General features: G+C 68.0%; 18 protein-coding genes. 13 read left to right on the forward strand and 5 right to left on the reverse strand.

Annotated features, from left to right (window positions below; translation table 11 throughout):
- Positions 1-375: 375 nt before the first annotated feature.
- From FCF25_RS02285 to yqeC, 3 genes are all read left to right on the forward strand, one after another.
- Positions 376-930 (forward strand): hypothetical protein, encoded by a 555-nt coding sequence (locus tag FCF25_RS02285; protein WP_117594564.1) that lies wholly within the window; start codon positions 376-378, stop codon positions 928-930.
- A gap of 122 nt (positions 931-1,052) precedes the next feature.
- Positions 1,053-1,439, forward strand: coding sequence for a hypothetical protein (locus FCF25_RS02290; protein ID WP_117594565.1), 387 nt, complete (start codon positions 1,053-1,055; stop codon positions 1,437-1,439).
- A gap of 6 nt (positions 1,440-1,445) precedes the next feature.
- Positions 1,446-2,192: a selenium cofactor biosynthesis protein YqeC gene (yqeC, locus tag FCF25_RS02295; RefSeq protein ID WP_137047204.1), complete on the forward strand. Its 747-nt coding sequence runs from the start codon at positions 1,446-1,448 to the stop codon at positions 2,190-2,192.
- Between the two features lie 26 nt (positions 2,193-2,218).
- Here yqeC and FCF25_RS02300 read toward each other — a convergent pair whose 3' ends face one another.
- Together FCF25_RS02300 and FCF25_RS02305 are read right to left on the reverse strand one after the other, a co-directional pair.
- Complete coding sequence (locus FCF25_RS02300) at positions 2,219-3,208, reverse strand: hypothetical protein (RefSeq protein WP_137047205.1); 990 nt, start codon at positions 3,206-3,208, stop codon at positions 2,219-2,221.
- A gap of 72 nt (positions 3,209-3,280) precedes the next feature.
- Complete coding sequence (locus tag FCF25_RS02305) at positions 3,281-3,898, reverse strand: molybdenum cofactor guanylyltransferase (protein WP_137047206.1); 618 nt, start codon at positions 3,896-3,898, stop codon at positions 3,281-3,283.
- Between the two features lie 128 nt (positions 3,899-4,026).
- Between FCF25_RS02305 and FCF25_RS02310 the strand changes: the two genes are divergently transcribed.
- From FCF25_RS02310 to FCF25_RS02330, 6 genes are all read left to right on the forward strand, one after another.
- A complete protein-coding gene (locus FCF25_RS02310) occupies positions 4,027-5,904 on the forward strand; it encodes an aldehyde ferredoxin oxidoreductase family protein (protein WP_137047207.1) in 1,878 nt (625 codons plus the stop codon).
- Positions 5,894-6,733, forward strand: a complete 840-nt coding sequence (locus tag FCF25_RS15460; RefSeq protein WP_168191193.1) for a hypothetical protein — start codon at positions 5,894-5,896, stop codon at positions 6,731-6,733. The genes FCF25_RS02310 and FCF25_RS15460 overlap by 11 nt, the downstream gene beginning before the upstream one ends.
- A gap of 153 nt (positions 6,734-6,886) precedes the next feature.
- Positions 6,887-7,153: a hypothetical protein gene (locus FCF25_RS02320; protein WP_137047208.1), complete on the forward strand. Its 267-nt coding sequence runs from the start codon at positions 6,887-6,889 to the stop codon at positions 7,151-7,153.
- A 1-nt stretch (position 7,154) separates the two neighbouring features.
- A complete protein-coding gene (locus tag FCF25_RS15465) occupies positions 7,155-7,301 on the forward strand; it encodes a hypothetical protein (protein ID WP_157972725.1) in 147 nt (48 codons plus the stop codon).
- On the forward strand, positions 7,298-7,636 hold the full coding sequence (locus FCF25_RS02325; RefSeq protein ID WP_117594570.1) for a hypothetical protein: 339 nt from the start codon (positions 7,298-7,300) through the stop codon (positions 7,634-7,636). The genes FCF25_RS15465 and FCF25_RS02325 overlap by 4 nt, the downstream gene beginning before the upstream one ends.
- An 82-nt stretch (positions 7,637-7,718) precedes the next feature.
- On the forward strand, positions 7,719-7,907 hold the full coding sequence (locus FCF25_RS02330) for a hypothetical protein (RefSeq protein ID WP_117594571.1): 189 nt from the start codon (positions 7,719-7,721) through the stop codon (positions 7,905-7,907).
- Positions 7,908-7,944: 37 nt separating this feature from the next.
- Here the strand turns inward: FCF25_RS02330 and FCF25_RS02335 are convergent, their stop codons facing one another.
- A complete protein-coding gene (locus FCF25_RS02335) occupies positions 7,945-9,141 on the reverse strand; it encodes a Dyp-type peroxidase (RefSeq protein ID WP_217353087.1) in 1,197 nt (398 codons plus the stop codon).
- 168 nt (positions 9,142-9,309) lie between these two features.
- Between FCF25_RS02335 and FCF25_RS15470 the strand changes: the two genes are divergently transcribed.
- The 3 genes from FCF25_RS15470 to FCF25_RS02345 are packed head-to-tail and all read left to right on the forward strand — an operon-like array spanning position 9,310 to position 9,969.
- Complete coding sequence (locus FCF25_RS15470) at positions 9,310-9,462, forward strand: hypothetical protein (protein ID WP_157972726.1); 153 nt, start codon at positions 9,310-9,312, stop codon at positions 9,460-9,462.
- On the forward strand, positions 9,459-9,740 hold the full coding sequence (locus FCF25_RS02340) for a hypothetical protein (protein ID WP_117594573.1): 282 nt from the start codon (positions 9,459-9,461) through the stop codon (positions 9,738-9,740). Before FCF25_RS15470 ends, FCF25_RS02340 begins: the two co-directional genes overlap by 4 nt.
- Positions 9,733-9,969: a hypothetical protein gene (locus tag FCF25_RS02345; RefSeq protein WP_137047210.1), complete on the forward strand. Its 237-nt coding sequence runs from the start codon at positions 9,733-9,735 to the stop codon at positions 9,967-9,969. Before FCF25_RS02340 ends, FCF25_RS02345 begins: the two co-directional genes overlap by 8 nt.
- Before the next feature lie 214 nt (positions 9,970-10,183).
- Here FCF25_RS02345 and FCF25_RS02350 read toward each other — a convergent pair whose 3' ends face one another.
- A complete protein-coding gene (locus FCF25_RS02350) occupies positions 10,184-10,813 on the reverse strand; it encodes a molecular chaperone (RefSeq protein ID WP_137047211.1) in 630 nt (209 codons plus the stop codon).
- On the reverse strand, positions 10,813-12,939 hold the full coding sequence (locus FCF25_RS02355; protein ID WP_137047212.1) for a hydrogenase iron-sulfur subunit: 2,127 nt from the start codon (positions 12,937-12,939) through the stop codon (positions 10,813-10,815). Before FCF25_RS02355 ends, FCF25_RS02350 begins: the two co-directional genes overlap by 1 nt.
- 210 nt (positions 12,940-13,149) lie before the next feature.
- On the opposite strand from FCF25_RS02355, the gene FCF25_RS02360 reads away from it, so the two are divergent.
- Positions 13,150-16,395 carry a formate dehydrogenase subunit alpha gene (locus tag FCF25_RS02360; RefSeq protein WP_137047213.1) on the forward strand — a complete coding sequence of 1,082 codons (3,246 nt, stop codon included), beginning with the start codon at positions 13,150-13,152 and terminating at the stop codon, positions 16,393-16,395.
- Positions 16,396-16,405: the final 10 nt, after the last annotated feature.

A 16,405-nucleotide genomic window follows, 5' to 3' on the forward strand; every position in this document is an offset into this window, starting at 1 on the left:
ACAGAAGTTGCGAAATGTGAGGTTTCTCGAAAACGGTCACGAACTCGTACCCGTTTTACGCCGACCGCGAATCAGCCCACCACGGCATCTTGACGGGACGAATCGACGCTCGCGGGTGGTTTCATCGGTGCATAAGAACGGCCAACTGTCTATTTATCAAGTGGACGGTTGTAGCTATTTATTCGATGTCGTGTGGTACGACGCTCCGTCGGATCACGGCCACCGGAACCGGGCCTCCGGACCGGGCCGACGCACGAGCCATGTCAAAGATCCAATACCACGGCAGCGATCTCCAAAGGCAGGGTACCGTCCCGGGTCGCCTCGCGGAGGCGACCGCGCCGACCGCACCGGTGCGCACTCACGGGGTGATCGAAGATGGTCGCTACGGCCACTGACATCGTCGTCCCGAACGGCTGGATGTGCGAGACGCTCTCGGACGACGAAGTGAAGTTCGTCCCCGAGCGGTGGCGACTCTCGCTGCACGCCGTTCGGCTGCCGAACAGAGAGTGGGAGCTGTACTGTCGTGAGAGCGCGGGCGAGGCGACGAGCGTCACGACCATCGGATTCACGCAGACCCGTTCGTCCGCGGTCGCGGCGTTCGTCGAGGCGATGGAGTGGGTAAACACCGTCGCCGACCCGAAACGACGTGAGCACGAGGTGACCGAGATTCCGGTGCGCATCGCCGCACTGGCCGACCACCTCACCGCCCGCTCCGACGTCCTCGAATGCGAGACGTGGGGGCAGACGCGCGGACAGCCGTTCAACGTCGCGGGGAGCGACGACTCGGGCGGCTCCCGTCGTCACCTACCTCCGGCGGGCGGCGGCTCTCGATGCACCGCCGAAGACATCTGGGAGTCGCTGGCGGACCACCGATTCCGTCGAACTCGGCGCGGCGGCGGTCAGAACGCGCCGAACTCCTCGCTGGGGTGACGCCGCGCGAGCGACGACTTCGGGCACTCCGCCCGTAGCGCCCCGTTCGAGAACTGTTGGGGGGTCTCGGACGGGACGACCGACGAGCCAACTTTTTAGACGCGGCCGCGTGACTCCGAGCCATGGAACACGTTTCACTCGGCGTCCCGCGTCGCATCCTCGACTCACTGCCGGACGACAGCGACGCCGCCGCTCAGGACATGCAACGCGCGGTCGACGGCATCGAGTCGCGCATCAACCGTGCCATCGACCAGGCGGAGGGCGAGGCCGAGGCCGCCGAGTACGTCACGGACGCGCTCGAACGCCTGGAGTCGCAACTCGAACGCTACGACGAGTTCGTCCCCGAACTGCGCGCGTGGGGCCAGTCGCCCATCTACGCCATCGCGTGGCGGAATCTCCACGCCGACTTGATGCTCCAGCTGTACGAAGTCGACTGGCTGACCGAGCAGATCGACCGCGAGCGGAACCATCGCCTCGTCGAGGACGGCATCCGCTTCGGGAAGCGGTAGCGGCCGATGCACCTCGCAGACGCCCTCGCTGCACGCGAGAGGATGACCTGCGTCGTCGGCGCGGGCGGCAAGAAGACGACGATGTACGCGCTGGCCTCGCGCCTCGACCGGGCCGTCGTCACCGCGTCGGTCCGAATCCCGATTCCGTCGCTCGAAGAGAATGTAGAGACGGTCGTCGTCACCGACGACCCGCTTGCCGCGCTCGAAGGAGCGACAGCCGACGACTTTCCGCTCGGCCTCGTTCCCGGGCGGGCCGACGACGTGCGGTACCACGGCTACGAGAACGAACTGCTCGATAGTCTCGCCGCAGCGCACGACGGGCCGGTGCTCGTGAAAGCCGACGGCGCACGGATGCGCGACTTCAAAGCCCCGAGCGACAGGGAACCGCAGATTCCGGAGACGACCGACACGGTTCTGCCCATCGCCAGCGCGCACGTCGTCGGCGAACCGCTGGACGAGAATCTGGTTCACCGACCCGAGCGAGTCGCAGCTATCGCCGGAATCGGCACCGGAGACACGATTACGGCCGACACGGTCGCGGCCGTCCTCGCCAGCGACGACGGCGGGTTGAAGCGCGTTCCCGAGGGAGCGACGGCGATTCCGGTCGTGAACAAAGTCGACGACGCGGAACTTGCGGACGTGGGGCGCGACATCGCGTCGAAGGTGCTGGAGCGCGCGGGTGACCGCGTAGAGCGTGTGGTGCTGACTCGGTTACTCGACGAGGAGCGACCGGTCGTCGACGTAGTGGAGTAATCCGCCGGAGACGGCTATTCGACGGGCTACGACGCGCTCTCGTTCGACGTCTCGTCTTCCTGACTCTCGAAAACACTCTCGTTCACATAGAGACTCGCCCAGTGGACCGTACCGTTGTACCGGACGGGGTACGACCCGCTGGTGCGCCCGTCCTGTCCGCCTTCGACGGGGTCCTGCGGTCGGAACCGGTCGACGAGCGAGACGAGCGCCTCCGGCGGCGACTCGTCATGCGGGACCGTGTATCCGTGCTCGGACTCGACCGCCTCGTCGACGACAGACCGCTCGGCCGACGAGAGCCCCGACAGCGAGAACTCGTGCGATTCGCGGACTTCTCGGCCGTACGCCGCGGCGTCCTCCGCGACAGTCTCGGCCGTGTACAGGTACGTCTTCAGTTCGACTTCGTGCGAGCCGTCCACGCTGAACCGCGCTCGTTCGCCGTTCTCCCAGACGATGACGGTGTGCTCGGGCTCCGGGACGAGCGCCGACGCCTCGCGCTGCTCGTCGGTGTAGACGAGCCCCGTCCCGATGCCGATAATCTCGCCCTCGTCGAAGCCGCGAGCGGCGAACACCTCGCGGTCGGCCGCCGGGAGGTCCTCGAACCGAACAATTTCGTCCTCCTCGACTGATCCTTGGACGATGTCGATGAGGACAGAGTACGCTGTCGCGTGTTGGCGGTTCTCGACTGTTTGGACGAGTTGATAGACGCTTCCGTCGTAGACGGCCAGCACGTCGGCTGGAATCTCCGGTTCGGTACCCTCCGTCGTCGTCGACCCGTTCTCGACGACGTCGGCGACGAAGCGGTGCTGTGGGGCGTCCGGCGGCCCGAGTTCGTAGGTGATTCGTTCGGCGATGTCTACGTCGTCGACGGCGGTCATCTCAACGCTGGCGGTCGGCGCGTAGGCGACCGCTGGTCGTCCGTTTCCGCTCATTACGTCGGTTCCGGAGAGGGCGGCGCACCCACCGAACGCGGCGGGGAGGAGGGCGGCGGCGGACGCGAGGAACTGGCGGCGTCGCATACTCTCATCGCCTCGCGGGTCGGTAATAAAAGTCACTCCCGTGATGTCTCTCTGCGCATTCTCGGACTCACGCTACTCCCCTGCCAACTCCGCGGCCGCCTCCTCGAACTCCTCGCGCGTGTTCAGGTTCTCGAACGTCCGCAACTCCCCGTGTTCCGCAATCTCGGTCTCGTCGACGACGACGTAGTCCAGCTCGAACAGCGGGTCGACGACCTTCCGCGCGCCCGCTTCGAGCGCCGCGTCGCAGGCGTCGGCCATCGCGGTCGCTCGGTACACAGCGTGCGTCGTCTGGAACCACTGGTCGTCTAACTGCGGTACGGCAGCGTCGTGGCCCTCGGCGCGCTCGAACAGGTACGAGACGACGCCGGGGTCGACGAACGGCATGTCGCAAGCGACGACGACGGCGTACTCGCCCGAGGCGGCGCGGAGGCCGGTTCGAATCCCCGACACCGGCCCCTGGTCGGGCGTCTCGTCCTCGGCGACGGAGACCGGACGCGGGTAGCTCTCGAACGCGTCGAGGATGGCCGCGCGCTGGTCGGCGCGGCAGTTGACGACAAGTTCGTCGACGACGTCCGCGAGTCGGTCGCCGACGCGGCGAATCATCGGCGTTCCGGCGAGGTCGGCGGTCGCTTTGTCGGCGTCGCCGAAGCGGGTCGACCGGCCGCCGGCGACGATGACTCCCGTGCGCATGCGTGGCGGTTCGAGAGCGCGGGACATGCCTCTTGCGCCGGTCGGCGAACGCTCCTCGGACCGCCCTCCGTCGTCCGGACTGCCGCCCCGCCAACGTTTATTGCCGTGAAGAATCATTTATAAACCAGATGGCGACGCCCACGCGCGACGCGGTGCTGCGGGTGGACCTCTCGGCGGAGACCGTCGAGAGAGCGCGCGTCCCCGACGAGTGGCGACGCGGCTACCTCGGCGGGAAGGGGTTGGGCGCGCGTTACCTCTACGCGGAGCTCGCACCCGGCGTCGACCCGCTCGGTCCCGACAACCTCCTCTCGTTCGTGCTCGGCCCGCTATCGGGGTATCTCCCGGGTGAGACGCGCTACGCGGCGGTGACGAAGTCGCCGCTCACCGGCGGTTTTCTCGACTCCTACAGCGGCGGGTCGTTCCCCGAACGCCTCGCCGGGTCGCTCGACGACTGTCTCGGAGTCCTGGTCACCGGACGCGCCAGTCGGCCGGTGGCGCTCGTCGTCGACGGCGGCACGGCGACGATAGAACCCGCCGACGACTTGTGGGGCTGCGACACCGTCGAGACGGACGCGGCGTTTCCCGACGCCGCCGTCGCGTGCATCGGGCCGGCCGGCGAGTCCGAAGTCGCCTACGCGACCATCGCCTCCGACGGCGGCGACCACCACGCCGGACGCGGCGGCGCGGGCGCGGTGATGGGGTCGAAGCGACTGAAGGCCGTCGTCGCCCGCGGCGACGCGCCCGAGATACCGCCGGCGCTCGCGGAACTGCGCGACCGGTACGAACGTCGCTACGAAGACCACGACACGGGGCGCTGGCAGGCCGCGGGCGAGACCTTGGAGAGCGTCGACTTCGCCAACGAGGTCGGCGTCCTCGCCACCGAGGGCTGGCAGTGCGGCCAGTTCGACGCCGCCGAGAACATCGGCATCGAGGCGGCGCGCGAGGCGGCCGTCGGCCGCGAACGCGACACGGAGACCGCACCCGGCGGCTTCCGCGTCCGGACCGGAGACGACGACGACGAGGGCGAGGGCGAGAGCGTCCCGCGTGGGGCGACGCCGATGACGCTCGGTGCCGGACTCGGCGTCGAGGAGTTCGACGCCGTCGCGTCGCTCGGCGAGACGTGCGACCGCCTCGGCGTCGACGTCATCAGCGCCGGAAACGCCGTCGCGTGGGCTATCCGCGCCGCCGACGCCGGCCTCGTCGAGACCGACGCCCGCTTCGGCGACGACGAGGCGGCCCGCCGCCTGCTCGACGCAATCGCCGCACGCGACGGCGAACTGGCCGACGCGCTCGCCGAGGGCGTCGCCGACGCCGCGGCGCGCTACGGCGGCGACGACCTCGTCCCGACGGTCAAGTCGATGGAACTGCCGTCGTACGACCCTCGTGGCGCGATCGGGATGGCGCTGGCGTACGCGACGAGCGACCGCGGGGCCTGCCACCGCCGAGCCAGACCGGTCGAGCGCGAGGTGTTCGAGGCGTGGGACGACGCCGACGTCGTCGAGGCCGTCGCGGGCGCGCAGACCGTCCGCTCCGTCCTCTGGAGCCTCGTCGCCGACGACTTCGTCGGGGAGACGATGTGGGACGACCTCGGTCGGGAGTGGCTGGACGCGGTCGGACTACCGCACGACGCCGACGAACTGAGCCGAACCGGCGAACGAATCTGGACGCTCGTCCGCCTGTTCAACGTCCGCGAGGGGTTCGACCGGAGCGACGACGCGCTCCCGGAGGCGCTTCGCCGACCGCTCTCGGAGGGCCCCGCCGCCGGACGCGCCGTCGACCCCGAGGCGTTCGAGCGACTGCTCGACGCCTACTACGCCGCCCGCGGGTGGGGCCCCGACGGTCGCCCGACCCGGGCGACGGTCGAGCGACTCGGCCTCGGCGGCGTCGTCGACGAGGCGACGCCACTGGCCGAGGAGGCGACGACGACGAACGCGGGGCGCGACACGACGACCGTCGCGGACCGCCGACACGACCGACACGACCGACACGACACAGATGACAGATAGCATCGACCTCGACGAACTGGACGTATCGACCGACAGCGACGCGGAGCGGCCCAAACGCGGCGACTGGTTCTGGAAGGGCGAAGGCGACCCCGACGACGAGACGGGGACCGACGGGTCGGGCGACGACGCGGTCGGGTCGTCGGACGTGGTCGAGTCGTCTGACGCGGTCGGATCGCCTAATTCGCCCGACTCACTCGACGGCGACGCCACCCCGACGGACTCGGGGGATGATGCCGGGACGGACCACCGCGCGATTCCGCGCGTGCCGCGAACCAACGACGACAGTCCGGTCGGCATCCCCATCGAGGGCGGGGGCGCGGGAGGCGCGGCGTCGGGGACCGTCGACGCCGACGACGCGGGCGGCGACGACGGCGAAGACGGTGAGGACGACGACGTGGAACCGGAGCCGACGGGACCGCACGGGAGCGGACCCTCCGAGATGACGATGGCGCTGACGTACGAAGCCGTGAAACGGCTGGAGAACCCGGCGGCCGCCTTCGCCGACGCGGAGGGGTGGACCGACTGGGTCGGCATCGTCGGCGACGTGGACGCCCACGTCATCACCAAGTTCCAGCGCGAGTCGGTCGTCGACGTCGACTTCTTCAACGGCACCGGCACCGGTCCGGCGGAGCGACTCGCCGGTATCGACGGCCACTCGATGTTCTTCGCCGAGCGGATGGTCGTCGTCGGCGTCGCGGGCGTCGACGAGTACGTCGCCGAGGAGAGCGGGTGGGAGTTCGTCCCGCTGGAGACCGCCGCCGAGAAGGCCGGATGGCCGCTCGTCGACCGAGACGGCGACGAACGCGAAGAACGCGACGGGGGGCGGTGAGGCCGACGCGGGTGACGAGGGCGACGCGGGTAGCAAGACTGACGCGGGTGGCAAGACTGACGCGGGTGGGGAGGCCGACGACGCAGCGAAATCCAGCGATACCTGACGGACGCACGTACATTTTTGTGATATCGACACGCATTAGCACGCAGCATGAGCCTCAGAAACGGTTTCCGCCAGTCGTGGGTGCTCACGTTCGGCATCGTCGCCGCGATGGCGTGGTTGACACTCACCGCGGTACGGGTGTTCTCGCTCGTCGAGTCGCCGCTCACGTGGACGACGCCGACCGCCGGGACGGGCGCGATGGGCGGTCTCGTCGGTCTCGTCGTGATGGCCGTCTTCGTCGGCGTCCTGTTAGTGCTGTTCAGCGAACTCGGCGAGTCCGACCCCGCGCCGAGCACGTGGCCGCCGGAGAAGTGAGATGACGCAGTTCGAGTGCACCGAGTGCGGTCAACTCGGTCGGTTCGGCCGCTTCGACGAGTCGACGCTGACGATGCGCTGTCCGGTCTGCGAAAAGCAGACGGCCTGGACCGTCGCGTTCGCCGACGAGGGGGGTGTGTCGTTTTGACGCTCGCCGTCCCGCTCTCGGAGCGGTTCCGCGAGGCGGCCGAGGAGTGGGCCGACACGCGCCTCATGGACCCCGAGGACGCCTGCGAAGTGAAAGCCGAACAGGCGCTCTTGGAGGTCGAACACCTCGTCTCCGGCGCGCACGAGGTCGAGTTCGCGGTCGAGGACGGCGAACTTCGCTACGAACCCAGCGACGAACTGGCGGCGTTGCTCTCGTCGCACGCGGAGCGAACGGGCGTCGACGAGGCGACGGTGCTCGGCCTCCACGTCGACCTGTTCGCCCGCGTCTTCCTGGACGACGACGCGAAACGGCCCTCGAACGCCCCGCCGAAGTGAGCCGCGCGTCCTGCCGAACCCTCGACCGAGGCGCGCTCCGCCACACGAACTATTAACACGACGCACTGCGAACCGTTCGCACATGGCGAAGAAGGACAGCGGGTGGCGACCGACGGCGGCGATGGACGAGTACAAAGGCCACGCCGTCTGGGAGTACGAGACCGGTCCGCAGGAGATCAACCAGGGCGAAGTCGACGGCAAGCCGGTGTTCTCGCGGGAACTGAAATCGAAACTCGGTCTCCTCGACGACGACGTCGAGCCGACGGAGTGAGGCCGGCGGCGGCCGACGACCACTTTTCTGCGACGGCTCAAAGCAGCGGGAACGAGCGGTCGTTCCGCGCGGGGACGTAGAAGTTCGCCCGCGAGGTGACGCGGACGAAGTTGAGGATGCCGTTGTGTTCGCGGTCGGTTATCGCCGGACTGTCGTCGCGGACGTACCAGCCGTTCATCGCCTTTCGCGTCCGCCGGAAGTCGTCGAGTTCCCGCTGGAAGGCGACGAAGTGGACGCCGGGCTTCCCGCCGTCGACGGTGTTGAAGTCGCGGCGGAGCACCAGCGGTTCGTCGGTGTCGTCGCGGCGGACCTGCGCGACTTTCTCGTGGTGGCCGACGACGTCGTGGTCGCGGGCGTGTTCGCGGACCCGGTCGGAGAACGGGACGTCGTCGGTGAGGTTCGCCACGTCGTCTTCGGTGAACTCCGGCGAGAACATCCGCTGGATGCGCTCCCGCTCGGTCAACGCGCCGTACCAGTCGCGGAGGTTCACCGTCAGCCGACTGAGGTGCATCGTCGTTCCGTCGACGAACCGCCCCTCCGGGATGGCGACGCTCTCTTCTCTCGGTTGGGTCCGCTTGCGCCCCGAGAAGAAGCCCATGAACATCTGCTCCTCGCCGGTCAGCGCGTCGCCGGGGACGCCCTCGGCGTCGGCGTGTTCGGCCGGGAGCCCCTCGCCGAGGAAGCCGGTCCGGCGGCCGCGGACGCCGAACACGTCGCCGAGGCGGTGGTCGACCGACTCGCCTCCGATTCGGCTCCGGGAACCGAACAGCGCGTTCTCGGCGGCCGCGAGGTTCGACGGCAGGTCGCTCTCCAAGACGAGCGCGGCGTCGAACGACTGGAGGTTCGGTTCGTCCGTCCGCGACAGCACCTGCGGCGGCGAGACGGGGACGTGCGAGAGTTCGCCGACGCGCTCGAAGTAGTTCGTCCCCCACGCCAGCGCGTGGAACAGTCCCTCGTGGTGCCAGTCGTACGCCGCTTCGAGCGTCCGCATCGCACGCTCGACGGTTCGCGCGTCTTCGACCGACGGGTCTCGGCGCATGTCGAGGAGGAGCACGCGGCGGTACCGAGCCTGCAACTCGTTGCCCGAGTCGTCGGTCGGGAGGTACTCGCTCTGCGCGAACTGGCGGTCCGGGAGGCGGTCGCTCCGCGGGTTGGCGGCGAGTCCCTCGACGCCGGGGCCGGTCGCCGGGTCCAACAGACGGCTACACCCCGCGAAGCCGGCGGCTCCTGTCACGACTGCGAGACGACTGAGCGCAGTGCGTCGGGAGACCACGGTATCTGTGTACTGCAGTGGCGGCGTTCGCAAAAAACTGTCTGTCGGTTCGGTACACTGTCACGTTTGCCGTTCGAAACTCCCATCGACCGTACATTTATTCGCTCGCTCGCACAACCTCCGTCAACGATGTTTCCGACACTCCTTCACGCCCGGGGCGTGACGGGTATCAACGGGCCGATCTCGCTGGAGGTCGCGCTCGTCTCGCTCGGGTTCGGAGCCGTCGTCCTCGGATTCGTCGCGTACGACGCCTACCGCGCGTACGGGGAGTACGAGTCGTGAGCGGCGCGTCTCGGTCGTTCGCCGCCGCCGTTCCGAGCGCCGAGCGGACGCTCTACTACCTCCGGGCGACGGTGTACCTCCTCGCGTCGCTGCTGTGCTTTTCGCTGCTCGTCGTCGGAACCGTCGCGGTCATTGCCGAACTGAAAGGGACCTGGCACTGGGCGATACATCTCGAATCGACTATCAGTTACATGGGTCTGTTCGTCGCGGCGTTGATGGTGCCGCTCGTGCCGCTCACGGCGGCACTGTTCGTCTCTCGGTGGTGGTTCGATGCGTAGCCGCTCGGTCGCCGCGCTTCGCCGGTTCGCCGCGGTCTCCGTCGCCGGACTCGTCCTATCTGTGTTGGGTGTCGCCGTCGTCGCCATCGTCGCCGAGTCGTACGCGACCTGGGAGTGGTACTTTCGGATGGAACAGGCGATGAGCTTACTGATGCCGGTGACGATGGTGTTCCTCGGCCTCTCCCTCGTTTCGGGGTTCGGCGTCGTCTACGCGGCCGACCGACGCTGAACGGTCCCGCGCGATGCGGCCGCCCGGCGGACAGTCCCAATCTGTTATGGAATCAGGTTTTCTATAGGTGAAAGCGTACACCGATTCGGTTGTCAGCACGTTCCGCTCTGCGGCCCGATGGGGGGCGGAGTCTCGGCAAGTCGTTCTTGTGCTCGACTCGCTGGCTGACAATCGGTACTCGACACCCGCGAGCGACAGCCAGCGACGCGAGTCCCTACGAGACCATCTGCGCGACGAGTTCGTCTTCGAACTCGACGAGACCGTCGAAGACGAGCGCCGCCGCCCGGAACAGCGGTTCCTCCGTCTCGTCGAGCACGTCGTCGACGAACGCCTCGTGCCACGCGGACAGATGCTCGTCGAGGAAGACGCGTTCGTAGCCGAACGCCTCCTCGGCCCCGTGGTACTGTCGTTCGACGAGGTAGCGGAGGAACGCGAGTTCGACGGCGATGAAGTCGTTCTCCTCGCCGTACTCCTCGGGGGGTTTCCAACCGGCGGCGCCGTAACTGGCTTCGACTCTCGCCAGCCCCTCGCCGATGAAGTCGGTGTCCTCGCGGTAGTACGTCTCGTGCGCCAGGACGGGCGGACGCGGTCCGACGAACACCCGCGTGTACTCTCGCGCCAGCTCGTCGCGGACCGCCGCCGGGTCGCGGCCCTCGTTGTCGGCGACGAACTGTCGAAGCAGGTCGAACCCCTCGTCCAACGACTCGTTCACCTCCGCGTCCGGCAGCTGGAGGCCGTCGCCGAGCAGGTTCGAGAGGAACGACTCGTCGGGGACGTCCCAGAACACCTCGACGACGAAGTCCAGCAGTTCGAGGCGGGCGTCGTAGACGGCGGCGTCGTCCATCACCGGCCACCTCCGTGTTCGAACAGTAGCCCGGCGCGACAGTCCCCGCAGTAGTCGAAGACGCTCGCGTCGGCGTTCGGCGCGACGCCTTCGACCACGTCGCCGACTTCGCCTTTCACCTTCTCGATGGAGCCCCGACTGGCGAACGGCTTCCCGCAGCGGACGCACTCGGCCATCTCGCCCTCGTACACCGTCTCCCAGCGCTCGCCGTCGTTGCGCTCGGGGAGTCGAGAGAGGTCCAACCCCGTCTCGATGGTGATGGCCGTCTCCGGACAGCCCTCCTCGCAGAGCCCGCAGTTGACGCAGTCCTCGTGGCTGAACTGTAGGTCGCCGTCGGCCGTCCGCCGGATGGCGTCGGTCGGACAGAGCGTCGAACAGGTCGGCGTGAGGTTGCACGCGTCGCTCACCGCCATCAGTCCGAACGTCTCCAGCCCCCGAATCACGTCCTGGTCGGGGTCGGCGCGGTCGACGATGGCTCGAACGCTCTCCAGCGCCCAGTCGTGGGTGTTGAACGCCGGGTTCGGCTTGTCGTCGCGGACGACGCCCGTCGCGCGGTGTTCGCCCGCCGGAACCGGCGTCTCCGAGAGGCCCTCGACGAACCCTTCGACCGCTTCGACGAACGACTCGTGGTCGTCGGGGCCGGGCGCGAAGAACCCGACGCGCTCGCCGAGGCCGAGGTCGGCCGTCGCGCGGTTCAGCCGCTCGACGAGTTCGGCTTTCGGGTCCGGCCCGGAGTGCAGACAACTGTCCCCGCAGCCGACGATGGCGACGCCGTCAGCCCCCGCAGCGAGCGCGTGCAGCACGTGCGCTTCGCCGACGGTGTCGGTGCAGTTCACGGAGACGGGCAGGATGGGCGGGTAGGTGAGGTCGGTACCGCTGGCGGCGCGGCGGCCGTAGGCGCGGAGCGCGTCGGCGGCGCGCTCCGAACAGACGAACGCGATAACCGGCGTCTCGATTCCCTTCTCACCCCGGCTGAACAGCCAACCGCCGCCCTGCTCCTTGACGTCGAGAAGGGCTTCGACCTCGCGGGCGAGGCGCTCGTTCGAGGGTTCGCGGAGCATCGTCGCGCCCGTCGGGCAGGCGCTCGTACACGCGCCGCAGTCCTGACACGCCACCTCGTCGAACTCGACGGAGTCGACGGTCGGTCGCCGGACGGCGTCGTGGGGGCAGGCGTCGGTACAGGCGGTACAGCCCCGCTGGCTCGACTCGCCCGCGGCGCAGACGTCCAGCTCCAAGTCGAGATACTTCGGTTTCGTGACGCCGCCGAGGAGACTCTCGACGGCCGCGACGGTTCCGGCGTCGACGGGGCCGGTGTAGAAGCCGAGTCGGCCGCCGCGGGCGACCGAGGGCGAGTCGGGGGAGACCACCTGGTCGGCGTCGATGGTTCGTTCGACGCCCGAGCGGTCGATGGCGTCGGTCGGACAGCACTCCTCCCACTCGCCGCCGGGAGCCTCGGGGTCGACGTCGACGGGGTAGCGCGTCAGCATCCCGCCGGGCCCCTCCTTCACGCACTTCATGCAGGAGACGCAGTCCTCCGTCACCTCCGCTCGGAGCGTCACCTCGAACTCGCCGAACTCGCCCTCGACGCCGACGACGCGGCCGCGTTCGACGGTCACGTCCGAGAGGTCGGCGTCGACGCCGTGGAAGTCGCGACCGTCGGCGACGAGCGTCACCTCGGCGGAGTCTGCGAGCGCGGCGGCCGTCTCGGCGTCGCCGACGACGACGACGGCGTCGCCGGCCTCGCCCGTGACGGTTCGGGTCGCCGCCTCGTGTTCGAGTCCGGCGCGGCGCGCGTTCAGCAGACGAGCGGTCTTGTCCGTGGCCGCGTCGCGCTCGTGAACCCACCCCGCGCCCGCGCGGTGGTCGACGAACGAGGTGGCCTCCGGGTGGAGGCCTTTCTCCTCCGCGAGCGCACGGAAGCGCCGTTGGCAGCCCGAATCCGGGGCGGTGACGAGCAACTGGTCGAGTTCGTACTCGTCGACGAGTTGCGCCATCGCGGGGAGGCCGTCCTCGCACAGGAGTGTCGAACTGGCGACGACGTCCACGTCGCGGACGCCGTCTCGCGCGCGTTCCAGGTCGATGTCGCAGGTGTCGCCGCACGAGCAGACGAAAGCGCCGACGTTCATACCCACGACAACTCGTAGCACCCACGAAAGCCTTTGCGTGCCAACAATCCGCTACCATACGGTAATCTCGCCCGCGGAACGGGTTAATGGGACATTCCTCCCGTAATTTAATGGTCTTTGCTAGCAGATATCTTACCAACGCATGCGCCCACGACGAAAACGAGGCGAGTCGAATCGGGACGAGAGAACGACCGAACGAGACACTCAGAAATGAGCACAGAACCGGTTTCGCTGGACTTGGACAGGCGGTCCTTCCTCAAGGCGAGCGCGCTCGCGGGTGCCGTCGCTCTCGGCGGGGGCGGTGCCGGACAGGCGCTCGCCCAGAGCGAGGAGGGTGAGACGGACGGCACCGACACGGAGGGGGAACTGACGAAGACGATCTGCAACTTCTGCGCGGTCGGCTGCGGCTTCCGCGCCGAACGGAAGGGCAACGCGTTCGTCGGACAGGAGCCCTGGCACGAGAACCCCATCAACAACGGGTCGCTCTGCTCGAAAGGGGCGGCCATCTACGGGAGCGAACACTCGCCGAAGCGGCTGAAACATCCGCTGAAGAAAGTCGACGGCGAGTGGCGGAAGATCTCCTGGTCGCAGGCGTACGACGAGATCGCGAGCGAACTCGAGCGCATCCGCGAAGAGTACGGCCCGGACAGCACGATGTGGCTCGGCAGCGCGCACCACTCCAACGAGGAGGCGTACGCGTTCCGGAAACTCGCGTCGCTGTACGGGACGAACAACTGCGACCACCAGGCGCGCATCTGCCACTCGACGACGGTCGCCGGCCTCGCGAACACGTGGGGCTACGGCGCGATGACGAACACTATCAACGACTACCGCAACTTCGACCTCAACATCATCATCGGGCAGAACCCCGCCGAGGCGCACCCGATTGCGATGCAGCACATCCTCGAAGGCCAGCGTCGCGGCGGCACCATCGCCTCCGTCGACGCGCGCTTCACGAAGACGTCGGCGCACGCCGACCACTTCTACCGCATCCGCCCGGGGACGGACGTGGCGCTGATGATGGGGCTGATGTACTACCTGCGCGAACAGGACGAACTCGACCGGGAGATGCTGAACGGACGGGTGAACGGCTGGCCGGACATCGACCGCAACCTCGACCAGTACGACCTCGAAACCGTCGCCGACATCACGTGGATAAGCGAGGAACAGATCCGGGAGTTGGGCGACCTCGTCATCGAGAACAAGCCGAACGTCCAGATAGAGTGGGCGATGGGCGGCACCCAGCACAACAACGGGACGCAGAACATCCGGTCGTACGCGCTGGCGAGTCTCGCCTCCGGCAGCGCCGCCCGCAGCGGCGGCGGCCTGCAGGTGATGCGCGGGCACGCGAACGTCCAGGGGGCGACCGACCTCGCGGTTGCGAGCCACATCCTGCCGGGCTACTACTCGGTGTCGTCGGCCGGGTCGTGGCAGTACTGGGCCGACGTCTGGTCGCAGAGTCCGTACACGAGCGGCAGTATCAGCTTCCGCGAACTGTACGACCGCTACGACCTGATGCCGAGCGATCAGTACGCCCGACAGGACGAGTACGTCAACTACGACAAGTCGTCGAACCCCGACGAATCCAGCGCCGCGGGCCCGAGCGACGACGAAATCGACGACTCGTTCCCGAGCGAGCGGTCGATGATGTTCCAGAACGGGCTGACCGTCGCCCGGTGGTTCGACGCCGCGCTCCCGCAGGAACAGCGACTCAACGAGACGCCAATCTACCAGCCGAACCCGGTGAAGGCGGCGTTCTTCTGGGGCCACTCGGCGAACTCCATCAGCGAGATGGAGCAGATGCGCGACGGGATGGACCTGCTCGACTTGCTGGTCGTCGTCGACGTGTTCCCCTCGCTGGCGTCGGTGATGGCCGACCGCTCCGACGGCGTCATCATCCTCCCGGCGGCGAGTCAGTACGAACACTACCGTTCGCTGACGAACTCCCACCGGTCGGTGCAGTGGAGCGACCCGGTTCGCAACCCCTCGCACAACACGAAACCCGACCTGCAGATAATGCAGGAACTCGCCGACCGACTCGGCTTCGGCGACCACTTCGACTGGGGAACCGGACCCGAACTGTACAGCGGCAAGAGCACGTATCAGGACGTGCTCCGGGAGATCAACCTCGGCGTTCGAACCATCGGCTATCAGCAGGACCCCGAGCGACTGGAGAGCCAGCGCGAGTACGACTGGGCGTTCAGCACCGAGGACCTGAAGGCGACCCAGGGGCCGCACGAAGGCGAGTTCTGGCAACTCCCGTGGCCCTGTTGGGGCGAGGGCCACCCCGGCACGCCCATCATCTGGACCGACGACTTAGACCCCAACGAGGGCGGCCACGACTTCCGCGCCCGGTGGGGGACGACCGCGCCGAACCCGCAGGAGTGGAACGAGATGACGACGCCCTCGCAGGACTACCCGCTCCGAGCGACGTTCGACCAGCAGGGTGAGGAGGGGTTGAACCTGCTTCGCGACTCGTTTAACCCCGACTGGTGGAACGGGTCGGGGCCGATTCGCGGCGTCCCGCAGTATCCCGGCTTCACGACGACGCTGCCCGAAGATTTGGAGAACGCCGACGCGCCGAACCTCCCGACGCGGTACGCGCTCGACCCGACGAAGTCGGTGCTCGACGCCGCGCGTGACATGAACGAGCGCTTCGACTGGGCGGAGTTCGACCTCGACGACTACCGCCCCTACGACTTCAAACAGCCGGACCCGCCGACGGGTCGGGCGAAGGCTCGCGCGGTCGCGTGGAACTTCCTCGACCCGATTCCGGTCCACCGCGAACCCATCGAGAGTCCGCGACCGGACCTCGTCGAGCGGTGGCCGGCGAACGGCCAGCAGCGGAACTTCTACCGCCTCGACCAGGACAACGCGACGGTCCAGGAAGATGCGACGCGGAAAGCCGCCGAGAACGGCTTCGACGTCATCATGACGACGGGACGGCAGGTCGAACACCAGGGCGGCGGCTCCGAGAGCCGCTCGAACATCTTCCTGGCGGACCTGCAACCGCACATGTACGCCGAGATAACGCCGAACATGGCCGAGGAACTCGGCGTCGACGGTGGCGACCTGGTCGTCGTCTCGACGACCGACCGCGGGTCGATTCTCGTGAAGGCGCGGGTGACGAACCGCCCGAACGACCGCGAGACGTTCCTCCCGTTCCACTGGGGCGGCGTCTGGCGCGGCAAGAGCTTAGAGGAGCGCTACCCCGACGGGACGGTACCGTTCGCGCTGGGCGACAGCGTGAACCTCATCACGTCGAAGGGGTACGACGTCGAGACGCAGATGCAGGAGACGAAGGCGGCGATGGTGAAGGTGCGGCCGGCGACGCAGGAACTCGTCGACGAGCTCAACATGGGCGTCGACCTGTCGGCGCTGGAGTTCCCGCAGGACCGCGACAACGTCGGGACGCAGAAGGACTTCGACGTCCGCGACTCGAAAACCGTCCAATGAGGTGATACGA

It is taken from the genome of Haloprofundus sp. MHR1, from assembly GCF_005155585.1.
Taxonomy (GTDB): domain Archaea; phylum Halobacteriota; class Halobacteria; order Halobacteriales; family Haloferacaceae; genus Haloprofundus; species Haloprofundus halophilus.

Bases quoted from the DNA above. Each gene is read 5' to 3' on its own strand.
- FCF25_RS02285 (WP_117594564.1), top strand. From the start codon at position 376: ATGGTCGCTACGGCCACTGACATCGTCGTCCCGAACGGCTGGATGTGC.
- FCF25_RS02290 (WP_117594565.1), top strand. From the start codon at position 1,053: ATGGAACACGTTTCACTCGGCGTCCCGCGTCGCATCCTCGACTCACTG.
- yqeC (WP_137047204.1), top strand. From the start codon at position 1,446: ATGCACCTCGCAGACGCCCTCGCTGCACGCGAGAGGATGACCTGCGTC.
- FCF25_RS02300 (WP_137047205.1), bottom strand. From the start codon at position 3,208: ATGCGACGCCGCCAGTTCCTCGCGTCCGCCGCCGCCCTCCTCCCCGCC.
- FCF25_RS02305 (WP_137047206.1), bottom strand. From the start codon at position 3,898: ATGCGCACGGGAGTCATCGTCGCCGGCGGCCGGTCGACCCGCTTCGGC.
- FCF25_RS02310 (WP_137047207.1), top strand. From the start codon at position 4,027: ATGGCGACGCCCACGCGCGACGCGGTGCTGCGGGTGGACCTCTCGGCG.
- FCF25_RS15460 (WP_168191193.1), top strand. From the start codon at position 5,894: ATGACAGATAGCATCGACCTCGACGAACTGGACGTATCGACCGACAGC.
- FCF25_RS02320 (WP_137047208.1), top strand. From the start codon at position 6,887: ATGAGCCTCAGAAACGGTTTCCGCCAGTCGTGGGTGCTCACGTTCGGC.
- FCF25_RS15465 (WP_157972725.1), top strand. From the start codon at position 7,155: ATGACGCAGTTCGAGTGCACCGAGTGCGGTCAACTCGGTCGGTTCGGC.
- FCF25_RS02330 (WP_117594571.1), top strand. From the start codon at position 7,719: ATGGCGAAGAAGGACAGCGGGTGGCGACCGACGGCGGCGATGGACGAG.
- FCF25_RS15470 (WP_157972726.1), top strand. From the start codon at position 9,310: ATGTTTCCGACACTCCTTCACGCCCGGGGCGTGACGGGTATCAACGGG.
- FCF25_RS02345 (WP_137047210.1), top strand. From the start codon at position 9,733: ATGCGTAGCCGCTCGGTCGCCGCGCTTCGCCGGTTCGCCGCGGTCTCC.
- FCF25_RS02350 (WP_137047211.1), bottom strand. From the start codon at position 10,813: ATGGACGACGCCGCCGTCTACGACGCCCGCCTCGAACTGCTGGACTTC.
- FCF25_RS02355 (WP_137047212.1), bottom strand. From the start codon at position 12,939: ATGAACGTCGGCGCTTTCGTCTGCTCGTGCGGCGACACCTGCGACATC.
- FCF25_RS02360 (WP_137047213.1), top strand. From the start codon at position 13,150: ATGAGCACAGAACCGGTTTCGCTGGACTTGGACAGGCGGTCCTTCCTC.